Below are 18,600 nucleotides of genomic sequence, written 5' to 3'. Positions count from 1 at the left end.
CAGACCCCGCGCCCGGAGTGTGAGGGGACACTGTTCCGTGACGCGGGGTCTGCTGAATCACTCGCACCTTCAAGAGGCAACTCGAAGCCTAGAGCTGCTCTTTGGGTGCGGAGTGGATGCCTCCTGGGTGAAGCCTGGACCTCAGTCCTGAGCGCCAGCCTCGCCCTCATTCTGGTTGTGGTATTGACCATCACAGAATTCGACGGTGAGCCAACCCTCCACCGGTTCTGCGGCCACGAGAACTTCTTCTTCATCAAGATTCTCAACCTCAGTGTTCAGCAGGTTGAGAATGTTTTTGAGCGGGTCACGCAATTCATCAGGGACAAGCACATAGGTCTGCTCGACAGCCAAATATGCTTCGTCTAGTATCTCTTGTTCTTCGATACCTTGGTTCATATCTGAACGCAGTCCATCGACCATTGAGCCGACAGATAAACATGCTTCTTCTTCGGAGAAATACGCACCGAGTTCCTCGGTTCTTTCCATGTCCATTGCATCAGGGTCCGGCAGTTCATCGTCGGGCGCGGGACCAGAAGCATCTTCATCGTCAGACTCAGACTCCGTGTCGCTCTCCTCGTCAGGAGCCGAGGTCTCGACGGGTTCGGCTTCCTCGGAGTCGATGCTCGACGGGCTGGGAGATTCGCTGGAGCTGGAGCTTGGCTCCTCCTCCACAGCGCAGCCGACCAGCATCAGGGGCGCGATCGCGGCCATGGAGAGAGCGGCGCGGAGGCGCGGCGACAGCGGGCGGGAGCCTTGCACTCGGGCCGCCGGAGGAGCAGGAAGCAGGTTCATGCGTCCAGTGTGGCACGTCGTCTCGGCAATGGGTCACGAACCCATCACAATGCGGTTCAAAGGCAGCGAGTGCGGCGTTCTTCTGCAATGAGGCTGAGATACTTCCAACAAGAGGGCAGTGTGACGCACCCTGAATGTCCTGCGGTAGTGATATTCGGCCGTTGCACTGCCCTCTCCTCATGGCCCCAGGTCAACCCCGGTCAACCGCGGACAAGTGACCGTCCATTGCCTGCGAGGTAATCACTGTGTGATGCAGCGGCTGTTTCCTCGATACCGCGATCACATACTGGTTAAAGTCCGACTGGAAGCTTTTCTAAAATCTCTTGTCAGCTGCATCTATTCATGGGTTAGAGTAGTCCTGACTCGGCAGGCTGTACGCGTAGGCTTCCCATCTTCAAGTACAGCTCGCTGCTTCCCCAGTCGCCCATATCTGCTTATAAATATCGTGCTTGCGCGTGTTGTCGCACGCTGGTCCTTGTCCCCCTCAGGAGGGGGGCCTCTCTGGTGTCCCAGCCGGAGAAGAGGTTCAGCAGCTGCCACAGGCGTCTGTCTTCGTATTTGTGGAGCCGTTCGGATGTGAACGACTAGTGAGGAATCAGCTGTGCCGAAAAAACTCTCTTCTGCCGTTGTCGGCACTCTTGCCGTGGGCCTGACCATGCCGCTGACTGCCAACGCCGCAGCAGCCGCTCCCGCTGATCTGGCTCCGCTGCCCTCCACGGGGGTGGACACCACAGCGGCCAGCGCAGCGAGCCTGGGCGCCGTCGACATCTCCGCCACGCGCAATGCGACGCAGTTCCGATACCCGCTCGCCCAGCGCTCCTTCAGCTACACCTCGCCCTACGGTGCGCGCTGCATGCCGGTACAGGGAGCGTCCACCTACCACCTGGGTCAGGACCTTGGCGCTGCGAACAACAGCCTCATCTACTCGGTGGCCGACGGCACCGTGGTCCGTACGTTCAGCGGGAACCGGTACAGCGCGGGATACGTGGTGGTCCAGCACCGGATCGACGGCAAGACTTACCACAGCGCCTATTTCCACATGTGGGACGCGAACACGCACGTGAAGACGGGACAGACCGTCAAGGCCGGACAGGCCATCGCGCGGGTCGGCAGCTCCGGTCCTTCGACTGCCCCTCACCTGCATCTGGAGATCTGGGAAGGTGCGTGGCTCAGCGGCAAGTCGCACAACCCCACCACCTGGCTCGCCCAGCGCGGAATCAACCTGCGCTCGGCTGCCACCTCGGTCATGAACATCTCCGCCCCTGCGTCGTGTGACTACTACACCGCGACCTCCACTCCGCTTCGTTCCAGCGCGAGCAGCTCGAGCTCGGTCATCATTCAGCTTGCCGCAGGGACCGCGCTGACGGCGGTTCCCGGCGACATCAGCAATTCGATGGTGCGGGTCAAGACCAATGGACGGACCGGCTGGGTCGCGCACTCTGCGGTCACGCCCTCGCGCCCCAGTGGCTCCAGCGCCGGCACGATCCCGGCGTCGAGCGCTCCCAGCGGAACATCGGTCACTCCCGCCAAATACAAGACGACGACGACGCTGAACGCGCGAAGCGGTCCTGGCACCAACTATGGGGTCCTTCAGGGTTTGGCCACGGGTACCGAGGTCACTGTGACCGCCAAGCACGGCAGCTGGCTGAAGTTCAGCCGCAACGGGCAGACCGTCTGGTCCCACAGCGACTTCCTCAAGAAGGTCTCGAGCTCCTCGACGACCACCCCGGCGACGTCGACGCCGAGCACCGGGGTCTCCAAGGCCAGTGGCACCTTCAAGGTCCAGCCGGGCGGGCGGTTGAACGTGCGCACCGATGCCGGCACCTCGAACTCGGTCGCGAAGACCCTGGCGCCGGGCACCACGATCAAGGTCAACGGCAAGAAGGGTTCCTGGCTGCGGTTCAACGACGGTTCGCGCAACCTCTGGGTGCATCAGAACTACGTGAACAAGGTCACCGCTTCAGCCCCCGCGTCGAGCACCGGGGTCTCCAAGGCCAGTGGCAGCTACAAGGTCCAGCCGGGCGGGCGGTTGAACGTGCGCACCGATGCCGGCACCTCGAACTCGGTCGCGAAGACCCTGGCGCCGGGCACCACGATCAAGATCAACGGCAAGAAGGGCTCCTGGCTCCGGTTCAACGACGGTTCGCGCAACCTCTGGGTGCACCAGAACTACGTGAACAAGGTCAACACGGGCTCCGGGTCAGGCTCCGAGACGGTCACCGGGGTCAGCTCGGCCAGTGGCACCTTCAAGGTCCAGCCGGGCGGGCGGTTGAACGTGCGCACCGATGCCGGCACCTCGAACTCGGTCGCGAAGACCCTGGCGCCGGGCACCACGATCAAGGTCAACGGCAAGAAGGGTTCCTGGCTGCGGTTCAGCGACGGTTCGCGCAATCTCTGGGTGCATCAGAACTACGTGAACAAGGTCACCGCTTCAGCCCCCGCGTCGAGCACCGGGGTCTCCAAGGCCAGTGGCAGCTACAAGGTCCAGCCGGGCGGGCGGTTGAACGTGCGCACCGATGCCGGCACCTCGAACTCGGTCGCGAAGACCCTGGCGCCGGGCACCACGATCAAGATCAACGGCAAGAAGGGCTCCTGGCTCCGGTTCAACGACGGTTCGCGCAATCTCTGGGTGCATCAGAACTACGTGAACAAGGTCACCGCTTCAGCCCCTGCGTCCAGCACCGGGGTCTCCAAGGCCAGTGGCAGCTACAAGGTCCAGAGAGGCGTCACTCTCAATGTGCGCTCCGAGGCGAGCGCCTCGAGCTCCAAGGTGAAGACGCTCAAGTCGGGTACGACCATCAAGGTCAACGGCAAGAAGGGCTCCTGGGTCAGCTTTAAGGACGGTTCTCGCACCCTGTGGGTTCATTCGGGCTACCTCGACAAGGTCAGCTCATCGAGGAGCGCCGGCTCCGGCTCCGGCTCCGAGACAGTTCCCGGGGGCACTGAGTCGTCGGAGTCCTCCGCCAGCACGGCCGCAGACGGCACCTATAAGGTCAGCAGCGGCGTGCAGCTGAATGCCCGGACTGGCGCTGGCACCTCGAACTCCAGCGTGAAGATGCTCAAGCCCGGAACTACGGTGAAGGCCACCGGCGAGAAGGGCGATTGGGTCAGCTTCAAGGATGGCTCCCGTACCCTGTGGGTGCATTCGGACTTCCTGACCAAGGCGTCATCCTCCACTTCCAGCTCCCAGAGCAGGAAGTCGGACAGTGACTCGAGCAGCTCCTCCTCGAAGTCATCGACCAGCTCGACGACGGCTGCGAGCGGCGCTTTCCAGGTCAAGTCCGGGATCTCGCTGAACGCCCGGACCGGTGCCAGCACCTCGAGCTCGAGCGCGAAGGTGCTCAAGGCGGGGACGAAGGTCTCTGTCACCGGGAAGAAGGGTGAGTGGGTCAGCTTCAAGGATGGCTCGCGCACGCTCTGGTTGCACTCGGGCTATCTGGTGAAGGCGTCGGCCTCAGCGCCGTCCAAGAGCACCTCGAGCAGCTCTTCCTCCAGCAGCGACAAGAGCAGCTCCGCATCGAAGTCATCGACCAGTTCGACGACGGCTGCGAGCGGCGCTTTCCAGGTCAAGTCCGGGATCTCGTTGAACGCGCGGACCGGTGCCAGCACTTCGAGCTCGAGCGCGAAGGTGCTCAAGGCGGGTACGAAGGTCTCTGTCACGGGCAAGAAGGGTGAGTGGGTCAGCTTCAAGGATGGCTCGCGCACGCTCTGGGTGCATTCGGGCTATCTGGTGAAGGCGTCGGCCTCAGCGCCGTCCAAGAGCACCTCGAGCAGCTCTTCCTCCAAGGATGACTCGAGCGACAGCTCCTCATCCTCGAGCTCCTCGTCCATAAAGTCTGCAAGCGGGACCTACCACGTCAGGAGCGGCGTCTACCTGAACGCACGCAGCGGGCCGGACATCTCGAACCGGGTCGTGCTCAATCTCAACCCCAAGCGCGAGATCCAGGTCACCGGGCGAAGCGGTGATTGGGTGAGGTTCACCTACAGCGGGAAAGCTGTATGGGTGAAGGCCGAGTTCCTCGAGAAGGGCTCTGCAAGTGATGCTGCGCCAGAGAGCTCCAGCGGATCTACGAGCGGACCCGTGAAGAAGGCCAATTCCACCAACAGCACCAGCAAGGTGGTGGGAGTCGCCTACAGCACGAACTCCGTGAACGTCCGGATGGGCCCCAGCACCAACAACAGCGCGATGTTCTCGGTGCGAACCGGAACCAAGGTCGAGCTGCTGGAGAAGAAGAAGGACGGCTGGCAGGAGGTCAAGGTCAACGGAGCAACGGGATGGATGTCGGCTCAGCTCCTGACGAGCAAGGCTCCCAGCTCCACCGGCACATCCACCTCCGGCAGCAAGAACTCAGGTTCCTCCGGCTCCACCTCCGGGAGCTCGAGCTCCTCGAACATGCACGCCAAGAGCAAGAACGGCCCCTACAGCGCAGTCTGGGACAAGCTTGCACAGTGTGAGTCCGGCCAGAACTGGAAGATCGACACCGGAAACGGATTCTACGGAGGGGTGCAGTTCAGCCCGGAGTCCTGGGAAGGCGTCGGAGGATCCGGCTTCCCGCACGAGGCCAGCAAAGAGGAGCAGATCAAGCGCGCGTACATGCTCTGGAAGAAGCAGGGCTGGAACGCATGGCCGCACTGCACCTCACAGTTCGGCTTCAAGGGCGATCCAGGCGGGTACGGGGACTCCTATTACAAGGTGCACCCCAACGCGAAGACTGCCTCCGCCGTCACCCAGGCCGACTCCTGGACCGCCACCTACAGCGTGCCGCTGCGCGAGTCGGCAGCCACCTCCAGCGACAAGCTGGTCCAGGTTCCGCGCGGTGTCGAGCTCAAGCAGCTCAAGCGTGATGGTTCCTGGCTGAAGGTGGAGTACACCTCCGGCGGGGAGACCCACACCGGCTGGGTGAACACCAGCTACATCTCCCAGGCCTGAGCCCAGAGCTCAGTCCTGACACGACGGCGGGCACGACTCACTCATTCGCGGGTGAATCGCGTCCGCCGTCGTCGTGTTCAGCGGAAGCGTGCCTCGACGGCGTCACCATGAGCCGGCAGACCCTCCGCCTGCGCCAGCGCCGTGACGTGTGCAGCCACCTCACGCAGGCCTGATTCGCCGTAGTTGATGACCTGCTGGGAGCGCAGGAAGCTGGAGACGTTCAGCCCCGAGGAGTACGCGGAGGCACCCCCGGTGGGAAGCACGTGGTTGGAGCCAGCGCAGTAGTCGCCGAGCGAGACCGGAGTGAAATCTCCGAGGAACACGGCTCCGGCGTTGTGGATCTCCTCGACCACGGCAGCGTCGTCGGCGGTCATCACCTCCAGGTGCTCCGCGCCATAGGCGTTGGCGATCTCCACCGCCTGCTCCATGGTGTCGACGACCAGCACCGCGGACTGAGATCCGGTCAGGGCCTGTTTGACCCGGTCGGCATGCCGCGTGCTGCGCGCCTGGACCTCGACCTGAGCCATCACAGCCTCGGCCAGCGGCATCGAAGTCGTCACGAGCACCGCCGCGGCGAGCGCATCATGCTCGGCCTGGGAGATCAGGTCAGCAGCGATCAACGGCGCCTTCGCCGTCTCATCGGCGAGCACCATGATCTCCGTGGGTCCAGCTTCAGCGTCGATGCCGACGACGCCCTGCACGGCGCGCTTGGCGGTGGCGACGAAGATGTTGCCCGGTCCGGTGATCAGTGACACCGGTGGGCAGACCTGGGTCCCCGCCTCATCGCGGGCCCCATAGGCGAACATGCCCACTGCCTGGGCACCGCCGACGGCGTAGACCTCCTCGATGCCCAGCAGGTGGGCTGCGCCGAGGATGGTCGGGTGGGGGAGTCCGCCGAAGTCCTTCTGCGGTGGGGAGGCGATCGCCAGCGATCGCACGCCGGCCACCTGCGCGGGCACCACGTTCATCACCACTGAGGACGGGTACACCGCCTGTCCGCCGGGGACATAGAGACCGACTCGGCGGATCGGAGCCCACCGATTGGTCACCTGAGCGTCGGGGCCGGGCGAGACGACCGAAGCGGCCGGCAGCTGGGCGTTGTGCACCTCTCGGGCACGCAGGATCAGCGTCTCCAATGCATCTCTGACCTCTGCCGAAAGCTGTTCCGCGGCTTCGCGCAGCTTCTCTGCCGGCACGCGGATCGAGGGAGGGCGCACGCCGTCGAACTTCTCGGAGTACTCCAACAGCGCCGAGACTCCGTGCTGACGGACATCATCGAGAATCGGGGCGACGGTCTCGACGGTGGCCGAGATGTCCTGGGAGGCGCGGGGGAGCACGGAGGCGGCGTCGACCGAGCTTCCGCGCAGGTCTTTGAGAGTGAGCATCTCTCCATTGTCTCCACTGGCGCGCGTTGTTGCCCACTTCGTGACGTGAGAGCCCACACACCGGACGCGCGGGGAGATCTCAGTGGCCATTCAGAAGCCCATGGCATGATGCTGGCCATGGCCTTTTCCCTCACGGATATCTTCTCAACGCCATGGGCGCACGCGGCGCCCCAGATCCTCGGCGCTGCCCCAGGAGAGGGTGAGCCCACCGGGGGAGTGGATGAAGTGGTTGAGGAGAGCGTGCCCGACGGCGTAGAGAGCCTGCTCTACCAGCAGGGACCCTTCTTCGGCATCCTCACCGGGATAGCCCTTGCGGTGGTGGTCGCTCTGGCGGTCACGATCCTCTCGTCCATGGTGCTGAAACAGATCTTCCGGCACAACGATCACGTCAAGCACGCGATCAACCGGACCCGAACCCCGCTGTTCATCACGCTCGTGCTGATCGGCTCGTGGCTGACCCTGCGGATCACCGCCGAATCCACCGAGTGGTTCCCTCTGGTCTCCTTCGCGCTTCTGGTGGCGGTGGTCATCGGAGTCGCCTGGTGGGCCCTGCGCATCGTGCGGATCGCCGAGGCCATGATCCAGTCGCAGTACATCGGGTATGTCGATGGCGAGCTCGACGTCGAGGATCGGCGGGGACGTCGCCTCTCCACCCAGGTCTCACTGATCCGCCGCATCTTGACCGCGGTGATCATCACCATGGCGGTGGCGGCGATCCTGCTGATGATCCCTCAGGTGCGCACGCTCGGGGCGGGGCTCCTCGCCTCCGCCGGTGTGGCCTCAGTGGTCGTGGGCCTGGCCATGCAGTCGGTGCTCACCAACGTCTTCGCCGGCATCCAGCTCGCCTTCACCGACTCGATCCGTGCGGGCGACGTCGTCGTCGTCGAGGGGAACTTCGGCTCCGTGGAGGACATCACGCTGACCGCGGTGGTCATCAAATCCTGGGACGAGCGCCGGTTCATCTACCCCTCCAGCTATTTCGTCGCGACTCCCTTCGAGAACTGGACACGCGTGGGCACCGAGATCCTCGGCACCGTGGAGCTTGACGTGGACTGGCGGGTGCCGATGGACCCGCTGCGCGCCCGGCTGAAGCGCCTGCTGGACTCTGCGGAGCTGTGGGACGGCCGCGACTACTCCTTGCAGGTCACCGACGCGGTGGGCGGCATGGTCAAAGCCCGGGTCGTCGTCTCGGCCCGCAACTCCGGCGAGCTGTGGGATCTGCGCTGCCTCATCCGCGAAGACCTGGTGAACTACCTCCGCGCGGAGCATCCCTATGCGGTGTTCACCCAGCGCATGCTGCTCAGCAACGAGGAGGCGCTGGTGAAGGCCCCCGAGCCGGTCAGCACCGGCAAAGTGGGGGTGGTCGACTCGAGCGTCGACTCCCAGCCGGTCACGCAGGCCGGAGAAGGTGCCTCGGTGTTCACCGGATCGATCGCCGCGGTGCAGCGCAACAGAGAGTTCTCCGGCCCCGGCGAGGGTGCCTACCGCGAGCGGATGGAACGCCAGGAGGACCGCAGCGAGATCGAGGCGGACGGGACCGCCTACGCCGAGGACGTGGAGCACAAGATGGACGCGGAGGAGGAGACCTTCTCCGCTGCCGCGACCCGTCGGCCCGGCGAGTCGGCTCCGCCGCGCTGAACGTGGGGCCCTCGCTGAACGGGGCCCGCTGAACGGGGCCCGATGAAGCTCAGGCACCCTGAGGTTCAGCCGCGCAGAGGTTCAGCCGCGCAGAGCCTCAGGCTGGCGGTGGCGGCGGGGTGGCTCGGCCTTTGCTGGCCTTGGATGCACTCTTGGCCTTCGCCGCCTTATAGGCGTCCACGGTGTTGATCGCTTCCGTGGTGGGCTCGGCAGTTCCGTCGGCGGAGGAGTCGTACTCTGCCCCAGGTGCCGCCGACCCGACGGCTGCCGAGTCGTTGGTCCGCTTGTCCACGGCCCACTGCACCATAGAATCGGGCATGAACCGCAGCCCCGCGGTGAGCATCTGGTAGCTGCGCGCCGGAACGCAGATGGCCGCCCCCTGGGCGTTGGCGGTCAGCGCCTCGCGCACGACATCGTCGGCGTCCAGCCACATCCAGCGCTTGGCGGCCTTGACCGTGATGCCAGACCGCTGATGGAACTCGGTCCGCACCAGACCCGGCACCAGTGCTGTCACGGTCACCCCGCGGGAGCGAAGCTGGCTGTGCAGGCCCTTGGAGAAGTTGATCACCCAGGACTTGGCCGCAGAATAGGTCCCGGTGGGGGTGTATCCGGCCACGGAGGCGACGTTGATGATCCGCCCGCCGCGCCGCCGTGTCATGGCGGTGGCAGCGGTGTGGGAGAGCTCGAGCGTGGTCTGCACGTGCAGGCGCAGGAGCTTGCGCTCATCTTCGAGGTCGGAGTCGATGAAGTCCGTGGCCAGGCCGTGCCCCGCATTGTTCACGAGCAGATGCACCGGATGCGCACGGTCGGCCAGGCGCTCCTGGACCGCAGCGACGCCGTCGTCGGTGACCAGGTCGGCCACGATGACGGAGGTGCCCACGCCATACTGCGAGGACATCGACTCCGCCTGCATCCGCAGCCGGTCGCCGTCGCGCGCGACCAGGACCAGGTCGTATCCCTGGGCGGCCAGCTGACGCGCGAACGCTGCGCCGAGGCCGGCGGTGGAACCAGTGATGACAGCCGTGTGGTTGCTCATGCTGGCTATCCTAGAGGGCCCAGATGTGCAGCGGGTCCAGTATTGTTCAGGGTCTATTCAGACTTTCCGGAGAAGCCCGGATCCGAGGCCGTTGAGCCGGAGCTATCAGGAGGATCAGTGCGCTGGAAGAAACGCGCCGCATGGGGAGGCCGCCCGCTGGGCGCCGACGAATGGGCTGTCCTGCAGGCAGAGATCGTCTCGGGAGACCTGATCTCGGTCGACGATGCCGTGGAGGAGCTCACCGGGTTCATGGACCCCTTCCGCGAAGACCTGGACGGGGCCCCCGTCGTCGGTGTCACCGATGGTCAGCTCTCCGTGGTCAAGGAGCAGAGCACCGACGCGCGTGGCCGGCGATCCCTTGCGCTGACGTTCTATGCCGCTGGTGTTGCCGGTACCAGGCCCGATGCCTTTGCGCGACTGAATTCGGCGGCTTCGGCGCTGGTGGACTACCTCAATGCCGAGGGGATCTCGGTGGACTCGATCAGCTGGACCGAGTCGGGCCCGATCAAGCGGCCCTTCTAGCCCCGAGGTCGCCTGGCGCGGAGGCTTTTCAGCGCCGGTCCAGCTCGCCGAGTCGCTGCAGGTGATCGAGCTGCGCCGCCGCGATCTTCGTGGTGACCCCTGCGGGCAGTCCACTGCGCTGCCCGTAGATCATCTCTCCCAGCGTCGCGGCGCTGAGCTCTTCCTGACCCGGGTCCGCCTCTCGCAACAGGCCGCGCACCTGGTCCAGCCGCTGAAGCCGGTGGTTCAGATAACGCTCGGCGACAGCCGCCACGCTCTCCTGCTCCGGGCCGTGGGCCGGCAGCAGGCGCGCTGCGGTGTACCGGCGCAGGCGCTCGAGGCTGTTCAGATAATCGGTGAGCGTGCCGTCGGGATGATCCAGCATGGTGGTGCCCTCGCCGAGGATCGTGTCTCCGGTGATCATCGCCTCCTCTTGGGCCCCGGTCTCATCGCGCAGCCAGAGACTCACCGAATCCGAGGTGTGCCCGGGAGTGTGCAGCACCTGAACGCGAAGGCTCCCCAGCTCCATGACCTCCCCCTCGGTGAGCGGAGCAGCAGGTGAGGCATCGACGGCGCGACACTGCGCGACGTCGTGACCGCGGACCGGGGCGGCGAAGGCCTCGCCGAACTCGGCAGCGGCGCCGGTGTGGTCGGTGTGACGGTGTGTGACCAGGATCTGGGTCACCGTTCGACCGCCGACGGCGGCGCGCACCTGCGCGAGATGCTCCGGGTGATCCGCTGGGCCGGGATCCACGATGATCGCCTCGGAGCCCTCCTCGCCGCGCAGGACGTAGGTGTTGGTCCCCTGCAGCGTCATGGGAGAAGGGTTGTCGCAGGTGATCCGCTTCACGAGTCTCGCCTCAGGCATGGGCACAGCCTACCGATGCGCGCCGAGACGCACCGATCTCACCGGGTCCAGACGCGTAGGCTGAGGCCATGGCCGAGAACAGCGAACCGAAGAAGACCGCAGGCACCGAGCACTCCACCAAGGGTGCATACGTGACCGGAGGTGAGTTCACCCGGGACACCAACTACATCGAGGATCGCGTCGTCGCAGACCCGGAGGCTGCGCGCGCCGCCTCCCAGGAGGAGTCCTCCTCGATCGGAGATCCTCGTGCGATCGGCCTCACCGACGGAGGCCAGGCGTGGCCGGTGGAGCCCGGGCGCTATCGCCTCGTGGCCGCGCGCGCCTGCCCCTGGGCGCATCGCTCGATCATCATTCGCCGCCTGCTCGGCCTGGAGGATGCGATCTCGCTGGGAACCCCCGGGCCCACGCATGACGCACGCTCCTGGACCTTCGACCTGGACTCCGGTGGGGTGGACCCGGTGCTGGGCACCGAACGCCTCCAGGAGAACTACTTCGCCCGCTTCCCCGACTACCCGCGCGGGATCACAGTCCCCGCCCTGGTGGACGTGCCCTCCGGCGGGGTGGTCACCAACAACTATCCGCAGCTGACCTTCGACCTCTCCACCCAGTGGCGCGAGCATCACCGCGCCGGCGCACCCGATCTGCTCCCCGAGGACAAGATCGAGGAGATGCTTCCGGTGATCAAACGGATCTTCACCGAGGTCAACAACGGCGTCTACCGGGCAGGCTTCGCCGGATCGCAGAGCGCCTATCAGGAGGCCTACGACCGGCTCTTCTCCGCTCTGGACTGGCTGGAGGAGCGACTCGCGGAGCGCCGCTACCTGATGGGCGAGCACATCACCGAGGCCGATGTCCGCCTCTTCACCACGCTGGTCCGCTTCGACCCGGTGTACCACGGCCACTTCAAGTGCAACCGGAACAAGCTCTCCGAGATGCCGAACCTGTGGGCCTACGCCAGGGACCTCTTCCAGACCCCCGGATTCGGCGACACGGTGGACTTCGATCAGATCAAGCGCCACTACTACGAGGTCCATGAGGACATCAACCCGACCCAGATCGTCCCGGCCGGACCGGACCTGGAGAACTGGCTCAGCGAGCATGGCCGCGAGGCCCTCGGGGGCTCACCCTTCGGAGAGGGCTCCGCTCCTGGACCTGTCGCCGAATCGGAGCAGCCTCCCGGAGCCAACCCGCTCTACCGCTGAGGCGACCTCCCGGCGGGGGTCCCGTCCCTCGAGCCTGCCGCGTCGGTCCCTGACCCGCGGGGTCCGGCCGAGCAGCCCGTCGGGTTCAGTACTGCACTGGCCACCGGTAGGGTTGCTGGTGAGACAAGCACAGCGGTATGCGAACGGGAGGGCTCAATGTCCGCATCAGATCAACTCGACGGCCCCTTTCAGCAGCGATTCGTCGCGATGGGGGATTCCTTCACCGAGGGCGTGGCGGACATCGATCCGTCGAGCCCCAACGGGGTGCGCGGCTGGGCCGACCGGGTGGCTGGTCAGCTGATCTCCAATGATTCCTCCTGGGGCTATGCCAACCTGGCCGTGCGGGGCAAGAAGCTGCAGCAGGTCTTCGACGAGCAGCTGGACCCCGCGATCGGGCTCGAGCCGACCCTGGTCACCGTGTACGCCGGTGGCAACGACATTCTGCGTCCCACCGTCAACATCGACGCGCTCATGGAGCGCTACCGCTGGGGAGTGGAGAAGCTCATGAGCACCGGGGCGCGCGTGGTGCTCTTCACCGGGTTCGACTCCGGCCAGGCGCCGCTGTTCAAAGCCACTCGCGGCCGGACAGCCATCTACAACGAGCACGTCCGCAAGATCGCCGCCGACTTCGAGCTGGACCTGGTGGACTTCTGGCATATGCGGGAGTTCCAGGACTGGCGCTACTGGGACGTGGACCGCATGCATCTGGGCATCGCTGGCCACATGCTGATGGCAAAGAAGGTGCTCGACGTCCTCGGCGAGAAGGACGAGATCGAGGATCCTGAGATCGAGGAGTCCCCGGTCGCCTCGCTGCACGAACGAGTGCTCGGTGAGGTGACCTGGACCAGGGACTACCTCTACCCCTGGCTGAAGCGCCGAGTCACCCGCACCTCGTCCGGTGATGACATGTCACCGAAGTACCCGCGGCTGACCTCCAGGGTCTGGTAGCCCCAGCCCCAGCCCGGGGCGCGGCCGGTGTCCGCGCCCGAGGCCTGCGCCTCAAGCTCCGACGACGGCGCCCACCGACTCTGACCACAGGGCCACCGCCTGGTCCACCTCAGATTCGGAGACCACGAGGGCGGGGATGAAGCGCGCCACCTCGCCCCAGGAGCCGCAGATCAGCAGCAGCAGGCCGCGCCGGGCGGCTTCCTGCTGGACCGCTGTCGCGGTAGCTGGATCCGGCGCACCGTGGGCGTCGCGGAACTCGTTGCCCACCATCAGCCCGAGTCCGCGCACCTCGGCGATGCGCTGCGCGCCCGCCGACTCGTTCGCGGTGGCCGCCACCTCGCGCAGTCCCGCCCGAAGCTGCTCGCCGCGAGCCGCGGAGTTCTCCACCAGCCCCTCATCGGCGATCACGTCGAGCGTCGCCACGGCGGCGGCACAGGCCACCGCATTGGCGCCGTAGGTGCCTCCCTGCGAGCCTGGCCAGGCCTTGGCCATGAGCTCGGCTGAGGCCGCGATGCCGGAGATGGGAAAGCCCGAGGCGATGCCCTTGGCGAACATCATGATGTCTGCCAGCGGCTTGGCGCCCGCCGGGCTGAAGTGCTCGTGCCCCCAGAACCTGCCGGTGCGCCCGAATCCGGTCTGCACCTCGTCGACGATCAGCAGGATCCCGTGCCGGTCCGCCCGTTCGCGCAGGCCCGCGAAGAAGCGCTCGTTGCCGGGGACGTAGCCGCCCTCGCCGAGCACCGGCTCCACCATGAAAGCGGCGGTGTCTGCTGGATTCGACTGTGTCTGCAGCAGCAGATCCAGCTCGTCGAGGGCGAAATCAGTGGCCTGCTCCTGGTCCCAGCCGTAGTGGCGGTAGTGGCTGGGGTTCGGGAACGGGGCGACCATCACCCCGGACATCAGCGGGCTGAATCCGGCACGGAACTTGGTGCCCGAGGTGGTCATCGAGGCGGCCGCCACCGTGCGGCCATGGAACCCGCCCTGGAAGACCACGATGTTCGGACGTCCGGTGGCCTGGCGAGCAAGTCGCAGGGCCGCCTCGGCGGCCTCGGAGCCGGAGTTGGAGAAGAAGACAGAGTCCAGCCCGGCAGGCAAAACCTCGGAGAGCTTCTCGGTGAGCTTGAGCAGAGGCTGATGCATGATCGTCGTGTACTGGCCGTGGATGAGCTGACCGACCTGCTCCTGCGCCGCGGCGACGACCCTCGGATGGCAGTGTCCGGTGCTGGTCACGCCGATGCCCGCGGTGAAGTCGAGGTGCGGCTGCCCGGACTCGTCGTAGAGCCACACTCCCTCGCCCCGGGTCGCGACCAGGGGGGTTGCCTGCTTCAGGAGGGGGGAGAGGGTCGCCATCGTGTGCACCTTTCGGATTGTTGACAATCTTGCGTCCGGACTAGGCTAGCGCGCATAGCGGCACATGACCAGTGCAGCAGGTGAGCCCGGAACGGCCGGCGCGGCCTGAGTCGCCGGCGCGATTCGTGGGGCCGACGGAACTCGAACATCCCAGATGACCCGAGCAGACGGGCGGCGTAGGCTGAGCGAGCAGGCCCACCGACGCCCGGCACACCTCTCGAGGAGGACACATGGCAGAACAGACCATCACCGCGGAACGCGAGGCCAGCCTGATCCAGGCTGTGCCCAAGAAGCTCTACATCAATGGGCAGTGGGTGGACGCCCAGGGCCAGGCCACATTGGAGGTCATCGACCCCTCCACCGGTAAGCCGCTCTGCACCGTCGCCGACGCCTCCGAGCAGGACGGATGGGATGCGCTGAAGGCCGCCGAGGCTGCTCAGCCAGGACTCGCCGCGATGGCGCCGCGCGAACGTGCCGACATCCTCATGCGCGCCTTCGAGCTGATGCATGAGCGCAAGGATGACCTCGCTCTGCTGATGACCCTGGAGATGGGCAAGCCGCTGAGCGACTCCTACGGAGAGGTCACCTATGCCGCAGAGTTCTTCCGGCACTTCGCCGAGGAGGCGACGCGGATCAGCGGGAGCTACCAGACCGCTCCCGCCGGCAATGCACGCTTCCTGGTGTCCAAGCAGCCAGTGGGGCCCTCCATCCTCATCACCCCGTGGAACTTCCCGCTGGCCATGGGCACCCGCAAGCTGGGACCGGCGATCGCGGCGGGCTGCACCTCGGTGCTCAAGCCCGCAGAGCTGACCCCGCTCTCCATGCTGGCGCTGGCAGACATCCTGCATGAGGCAGGGCTTCCCGCCGGAGCGGTCAATATCCTGGTGACCTCGACCTCGGGCAAGGTCATGGAGCCGCTCATCCGCTCGGGGATCGCTCGCAAGCTCTCCTTCACCGGCTCCACCGGTGTCGGGCGCAAGCTGCTCGAGCAGGCCTCGCAGCATGTTCTGCGCACCTCCATGGAGCTCGGCGGCAATGCCGGTTTCGTGGTCTTCGAGGACGCGGATCTCGAGGCCGCGGTGCAGGGCGCCCTGCTGGCCAAGATGCGCAACACCGGAGAGGCCTGCACGGCCGCCAACCGCATCTTCGTCCACCGCAGCGTGATGGATGAATTCGCCCAGAAGCTCTCCGCCGAACTGGAGAAGCTGCCGCTGGGACGCGGCGTGGAGGACGGCGTGCGTGTCGGCCCGCTGGTCGACGCCAAGCAGCTGAACAAGGTCGATGAGCTGGTCACCGACGCGGTCGACGGCGGCGCGAAGGTGCTGCTCGGCGGCGAGCCGGTGGACCGCGAGGGCTACTTCTATCCGCCCACGGTGCTCACCGACATTCCAGAAGGCGCGCGGATGCGCGATGAGGAGATCTTCGGACCCGTCGCGCCGCTGACCGCCTTCGACACCGAGGAAGAGGTCGTCGAGTGGATCAATGCCACCGAATACGGCCTGGTCAACTACGTCTACACGGAGAGCCTGCGCCGCGGCATCCGGGTGGCCGAAGCCGCGGAGTCCGGAATGGTGGGCCTGAACCAGGGGGCCGTCTCCAACCCGGCAGCCCCCTTCGGTGGGATCAAGGAATCCGGACTGGGCCGCGAGGGCGGTGACATCGGCATCGAGGAGTTCCTCGAGACCAAGTACATCGGCATCGCCATGTGAACAGCGCGGTGACCACCCCCGAGGAGGAAGAACCGATCCTCTTCGCCGAGCGGGCCCAACTCCCTCCGGGGAGCTGGGCCCGCTCTGGCTGCCGAGCGCACGGGTGAGGCGCTCGCCGCCGGGGCCGCCGTGGACACCCACCTGTTCAACGGCATGCGCGGGATCGGGCATCGAGAGCCTGGTCCGGTGCCGGCGCGGCTGACCGGGTTCACGGACCGCGGTGCCCAGGCTCCGGGAATGGATTCCTCGAAGGTGTGGTTGGACCGGGAGTAGAAGTTGAGTCGACTTCACTCAAGTCAGTTTGACACCACGTCGAACGAGGATAAGACTTGAGCGTAGTTCGCTCAACGCAGCTCTCGACACAGCTCTCGAAAGGAGTTCGTATGTCTCGCGCAGTAGGTATCGACCTCGGAACCACCAACTCGGTGGTCACAGTTCTCGAAGGTGGCGAGCCCACCGTCATCGCCAACGCAGAGGGTGCACGCACCACTCCCTCCGTCGTCGGCTTCTCCAAGTCCGGCGAGGTCCTCGTCGGCGAGGTCGCCCGCCGTCAGGCAGTGTCCAACCCCGACCGCACCATCGCATCGGTCAAGCGCCACATGGGCACCGACTGGTCCACCGAGATCGACGGCAAGAAGTACACCGCCCAGGAGATCTCCGCCCGCACCCTGATGAAGCTCAAGCATGACGCCGAGTCCTACCTGGGCGAGGACGTCACCGAAGCCGTCATCACCGTGCCGGCATACTTCAACGACGCCGAGCGCCAGGCCACCAAGGAGGCTGGCGAGATCGCCGGCCTGAAGGTCTCCCGCATCGTCAACGAGCCCACCGCAGCAGCTCTCGCCTACGGCCTGGACAAGGGCAAGGAAGATGAGCTCATCCTGGTCTTCGACCTCGGCGGCGGCACCTTCGACGTCTCCCTGCTCGAGGTGGGCAAGGATGAGGACGACTTCTCCACCATCCAGGTCCGCTCCACCTCCGGCGACAACCGCCTCGGCGGCGACGACTGGGATCAGCGCATCATGGACTGGCTCGTCGCGCAGGTGAAGTCCAAGGAGGGAGTCGATCTCTCCAAGGACAAGATCGCCGTGCCGCGTCTGAAGGAAGAGGCTGAGCGCGCCAAGAAGGAGCTCTCCTCCACCTCCAGCGCCAACATCAACATCCCGTACGCCACCCAGAACGACGGCGTCCCGGTGCATGTCAACGAGACCCTGTCCCGCGCCAAGTTCCAGGACATGACCTCGGATCTGCTGGACCGCACCAAGAAGCCGTTCAACGACGTCATCACCGAGGCCGGGGTCAAGATCTCTGAGATCGACCACGTGATCCTCGTCGGCGGCTCCACCCGCATGCCCGCCGTGGCGGACCTGGTGAAGCAGCTCTCCGGCAAGGACGCCAACAAGGGCGTCAACCCGGACGAGGTCGTCGCCGTGGGTGCAGCCCTGCAGGCAGGCGTGCTCGCCGGTGAGCGCAAGGACGTGCTGCTCATCGACGTCACCCCGCTGGCACTGGGCATCGAGACCAAGGGCGGTGTGATGACCAAGCTGATCGAGCGCAACACGGCCATCCCGACCAAGCGCTCCGAGGTCTTCTCCACCGCTGAGGACAACCAGCCCTCCGTGGCGGTCCAGGTCTTCCAGGGCGAGCGCGAGTTCACCCGGGACAACAAGGCGCTGGGCACCTTCGAGCTGACCGGCATCGCGCCGGCTCCGCGCGGCGTGCCGCAGGTCGAGGTCACCTTCGACATCGACGCCAACGGCATCGTCCACGTCTCCGCCAAGGACAAGGGCACCGGCACCGAGCAGTCGATGACCATCACCGGCGGCACCTCGCTGGAGAAGGAAGACATCGAGCGCATGGTCGCCGACGCCGAGGCGCACGCCGAGGAGGACAAGGCTCGTCGCGAGGCCGCTGAGAAGCGCAACGCCGCCGAGTCCACTGCCTACTCCGTGGACAAGCTGCTCAAGGACAACGGCGATAAGCTGCCCGAAGAGGTCAAGACCGAGGTCCAGGCCGACGTCGACGAGCTCAAGAAGGCGCTCGAGGGCGAGGACAACGCGGATGAGGTCAACGCCGCGTACGAGAAGCTCCAGGCCTCCCAGGTCAAGATCGGCGAGGCGCTCTACTCGCAGGCTCCCGACGGTGCGGCAGATGGCACCGACGAGACGCCTGAAGAAGAGGACATCGTTGACGCAGAGGTCGTCGACGAAGAGGACGAAGCCGAGAAGAAGTAAGGGGTCT

The 18,600-nt window shown here is 65.8% G+C and carries 13 protein-coding genes; 8 read left to right on the top strand and 5 right to left on the bottom strand.

The genetic code is table 11. From position 1 onward, the window contains the following. Window positions 1–141 precede the first annotated feature (141 nt). Complete coding sequence (locus H4W26_RS07085) at window positions 142–792, bottom strand: hypothetical protein (protein WP_192591382.1); 651 nt, start codon at window positions 790–792, stop codon at window positions 142–144. A 601-nt stretch (window positions 793–1,393) separates the two neighbouring features. Here H4W26_RS07085 and H4W26_RS07080 point away from each other — a divergent pair. Next, window positions 1,394–5,722, top strand: coding sequence for an SH3 domain-containing protein (locus H4W26_RS07080; protein ID WP_192591381.1), 4,329 nt, complete (start codon window positions 1,394–1,396; stop codon window positions 5,720–5,722). Between the two features lie 77 nt (window positions 5,723–5,799). Here H4W26_RS07080 and hisD read toward each other — a convergent pair whose 3' ends face one another. Beyond that, the gene (hisD, locus tag H4W26_RS07075) at window positions 5,800–7,107 is read right to left on the bottom strand and encodes a histidinol dehydrogenase (protein WP_192591380.1); all 1,308 of its coding nucleotides are present in this window, start codon (window positions 7,105–7,107) and stop codon (window positions 5,800–5,802) included. Between the two features lie 117 nt (window positions 7,108–7,224). On the opposite strand from hisD, the gene H4W26_RS07070 reads away from it, so the two are divergent. Beyond that, the gene (locus H4W26_RS07070) at window positions 7,225–8,745 is read left to right on the top strand and encodes a mechanosensitive ion channel family protein (protein WP_192591379.1); all 1,521 of its coding nucleotides are present in this window, start codon (window positions 7,225–7,227) and stop codon (window positions 8,743–8,745) included. Window positions 8,746–8,842: 97 nt separating this feature from the next. Here the strand turns inward: H4W26_RS07070 and H4W26_RS07065 are convergent, their stop codons facing one another. After that, window positions 8,843–9,781, bottom strand: a complete 939-nt coding sequence (locus H4W26_RS07065) for an SDR family NAD(P)-dependent oxidoreductase (protein WP_192591378.1) — start codon at window positions 9,779–9,781, stop codon at window positions 8,843–8,845. A 117-nt stretch (window positions 9,782–9,898) separates the two neighbouring features. Between H4W26_RS07065 and H4W26_RS07060 the strand changes: the two genes are divergently transcribed. Then, complete coding sequence (locus tag H4W26_RS07060) at window positions 9,899–10,303, top strand: hypothetical protein (protein ID WP_192591377.1); 405 nt, start codon at window positions 9,899–9,901, stop codon at window positions 10,301–10,303. Between the two features lie 28 nt (window positions 10,304–10,331). On the opposite strand, the gene H4W26_RS07055 is transcribed toward H4W26_RS07060, so the two are convergent. Beyond that, window positions 10,332–11,150, bottom strand: coding sequence for an MBL fold metallo-hydrolase (locus tag H4W26_RS07055; RefSeq protein ID WP_192591376.1), 819 nt, complete (start codon window positions 11,148–11,150; stop codon window positions 10,332–10,334). A 68-nt stretch (window positions 11,151–11,218) separates the two neighbouring features. Here H4W26_RS07055 and H4W26_RS07050 point away from each other — a divergent pair, with 68 nt between their 5' ends. After that, a complete protein-coding gene (locus H4W26_RS07050; RefSeq protein ID WP_192591375.1) occupies window positions 11,219–12,352 on the top strand; it encodes a glutathione S-transferase family protein in 1,134 nt (377 codons plus the stop codon). Window positions 12,353–12,508: 156 nt separating this feature from the next. Then, window positions 12,509–13,300: an SGNH/GDSL hydrolase family protein gene (locus H4W26_RS07045; protein WP_192591374.1), complete on the top strand. Its 792-nt coding sequence runs from the start codon at window positions 12,509–12,511 to the stop codon at window positions 13,298–13,300. A gap of 51 nt (window positions 13,301–13,351) precedes the next feature. Here H4W26_RS07045 and H4W26_RS07040 read toward each other — a convergent pair whose 3' ends face one another. Continuing rightward, the gene (locus H4W26_RS07040; protein ID WP_192591373.1) at window positions 13,352–14,650 is read right to left on the bottom strand and encodes an aspartate aminotransferase family protein; all 1,299 of its coding nucleotides are present in this window, start codon (window positions 14,648–14,650) and stop codon (window positions 13,352–13,354) included. 230 nt (window positions 14,651–14,880) lie between these two features. Here H4W26_RS07040 and H4W26_RS07035 point away from each other — a divergent pair, with 230 nt between their 5' ends. From H4W26_RS07035 to dnaK, 3 genes are all read left to right on the top strand, one after another. Then, complete coding sequence (locus H4W26_RS07035) at window positions 14,881–16,359, top strand: NAD-dependent succinate-semialdehyde dehydrogenase (protein ID WP_225939626.1); 1,479 nt, start codon at window positions 14,881–14,883, stop codon at window positions 16,357–16,359. Between the two features lie 129 nt (window positions 16,360–16,488). Then, window positions 16,489–16,632 carry a hypothetical protein gene (locus H4W26_RS07030; protein ID WP_192591372.1) on the top strand — a complete coding sequence of 48 codons (144 nt, stop codon included), beginning with the start codon at window positions 16,489–16,491 and terminating at the stop codon, window positions 16,630–16,632. 110 nt (window positions 16,633–16,742) lie between these two features. After that, a complete protein-coding gene (gene dnaK, locus H4W26_RS07025) occupies window positions 16,743–18,593 on the top strand; it encodes a molecular chaperone DnaK (protein WP_192591371.1) in 1,851 nt (616 codons plus the stop codon). Window positions 18,594–18,600 lie beyond the last annotated feature (7 nt).

The organism is Nesterenkonia halotolerans, from assembly GCF_014874065.1.
Lineage (GTDB): Bacteria > Actinomycetota > Actinomycetes > Actinomycetales > Micrococcaceae > Nesterenkonia > Nesterenkonia halotolerans.
This window is presented reverse-complemented; position numbering and strand designations above follow the sequence as displayed.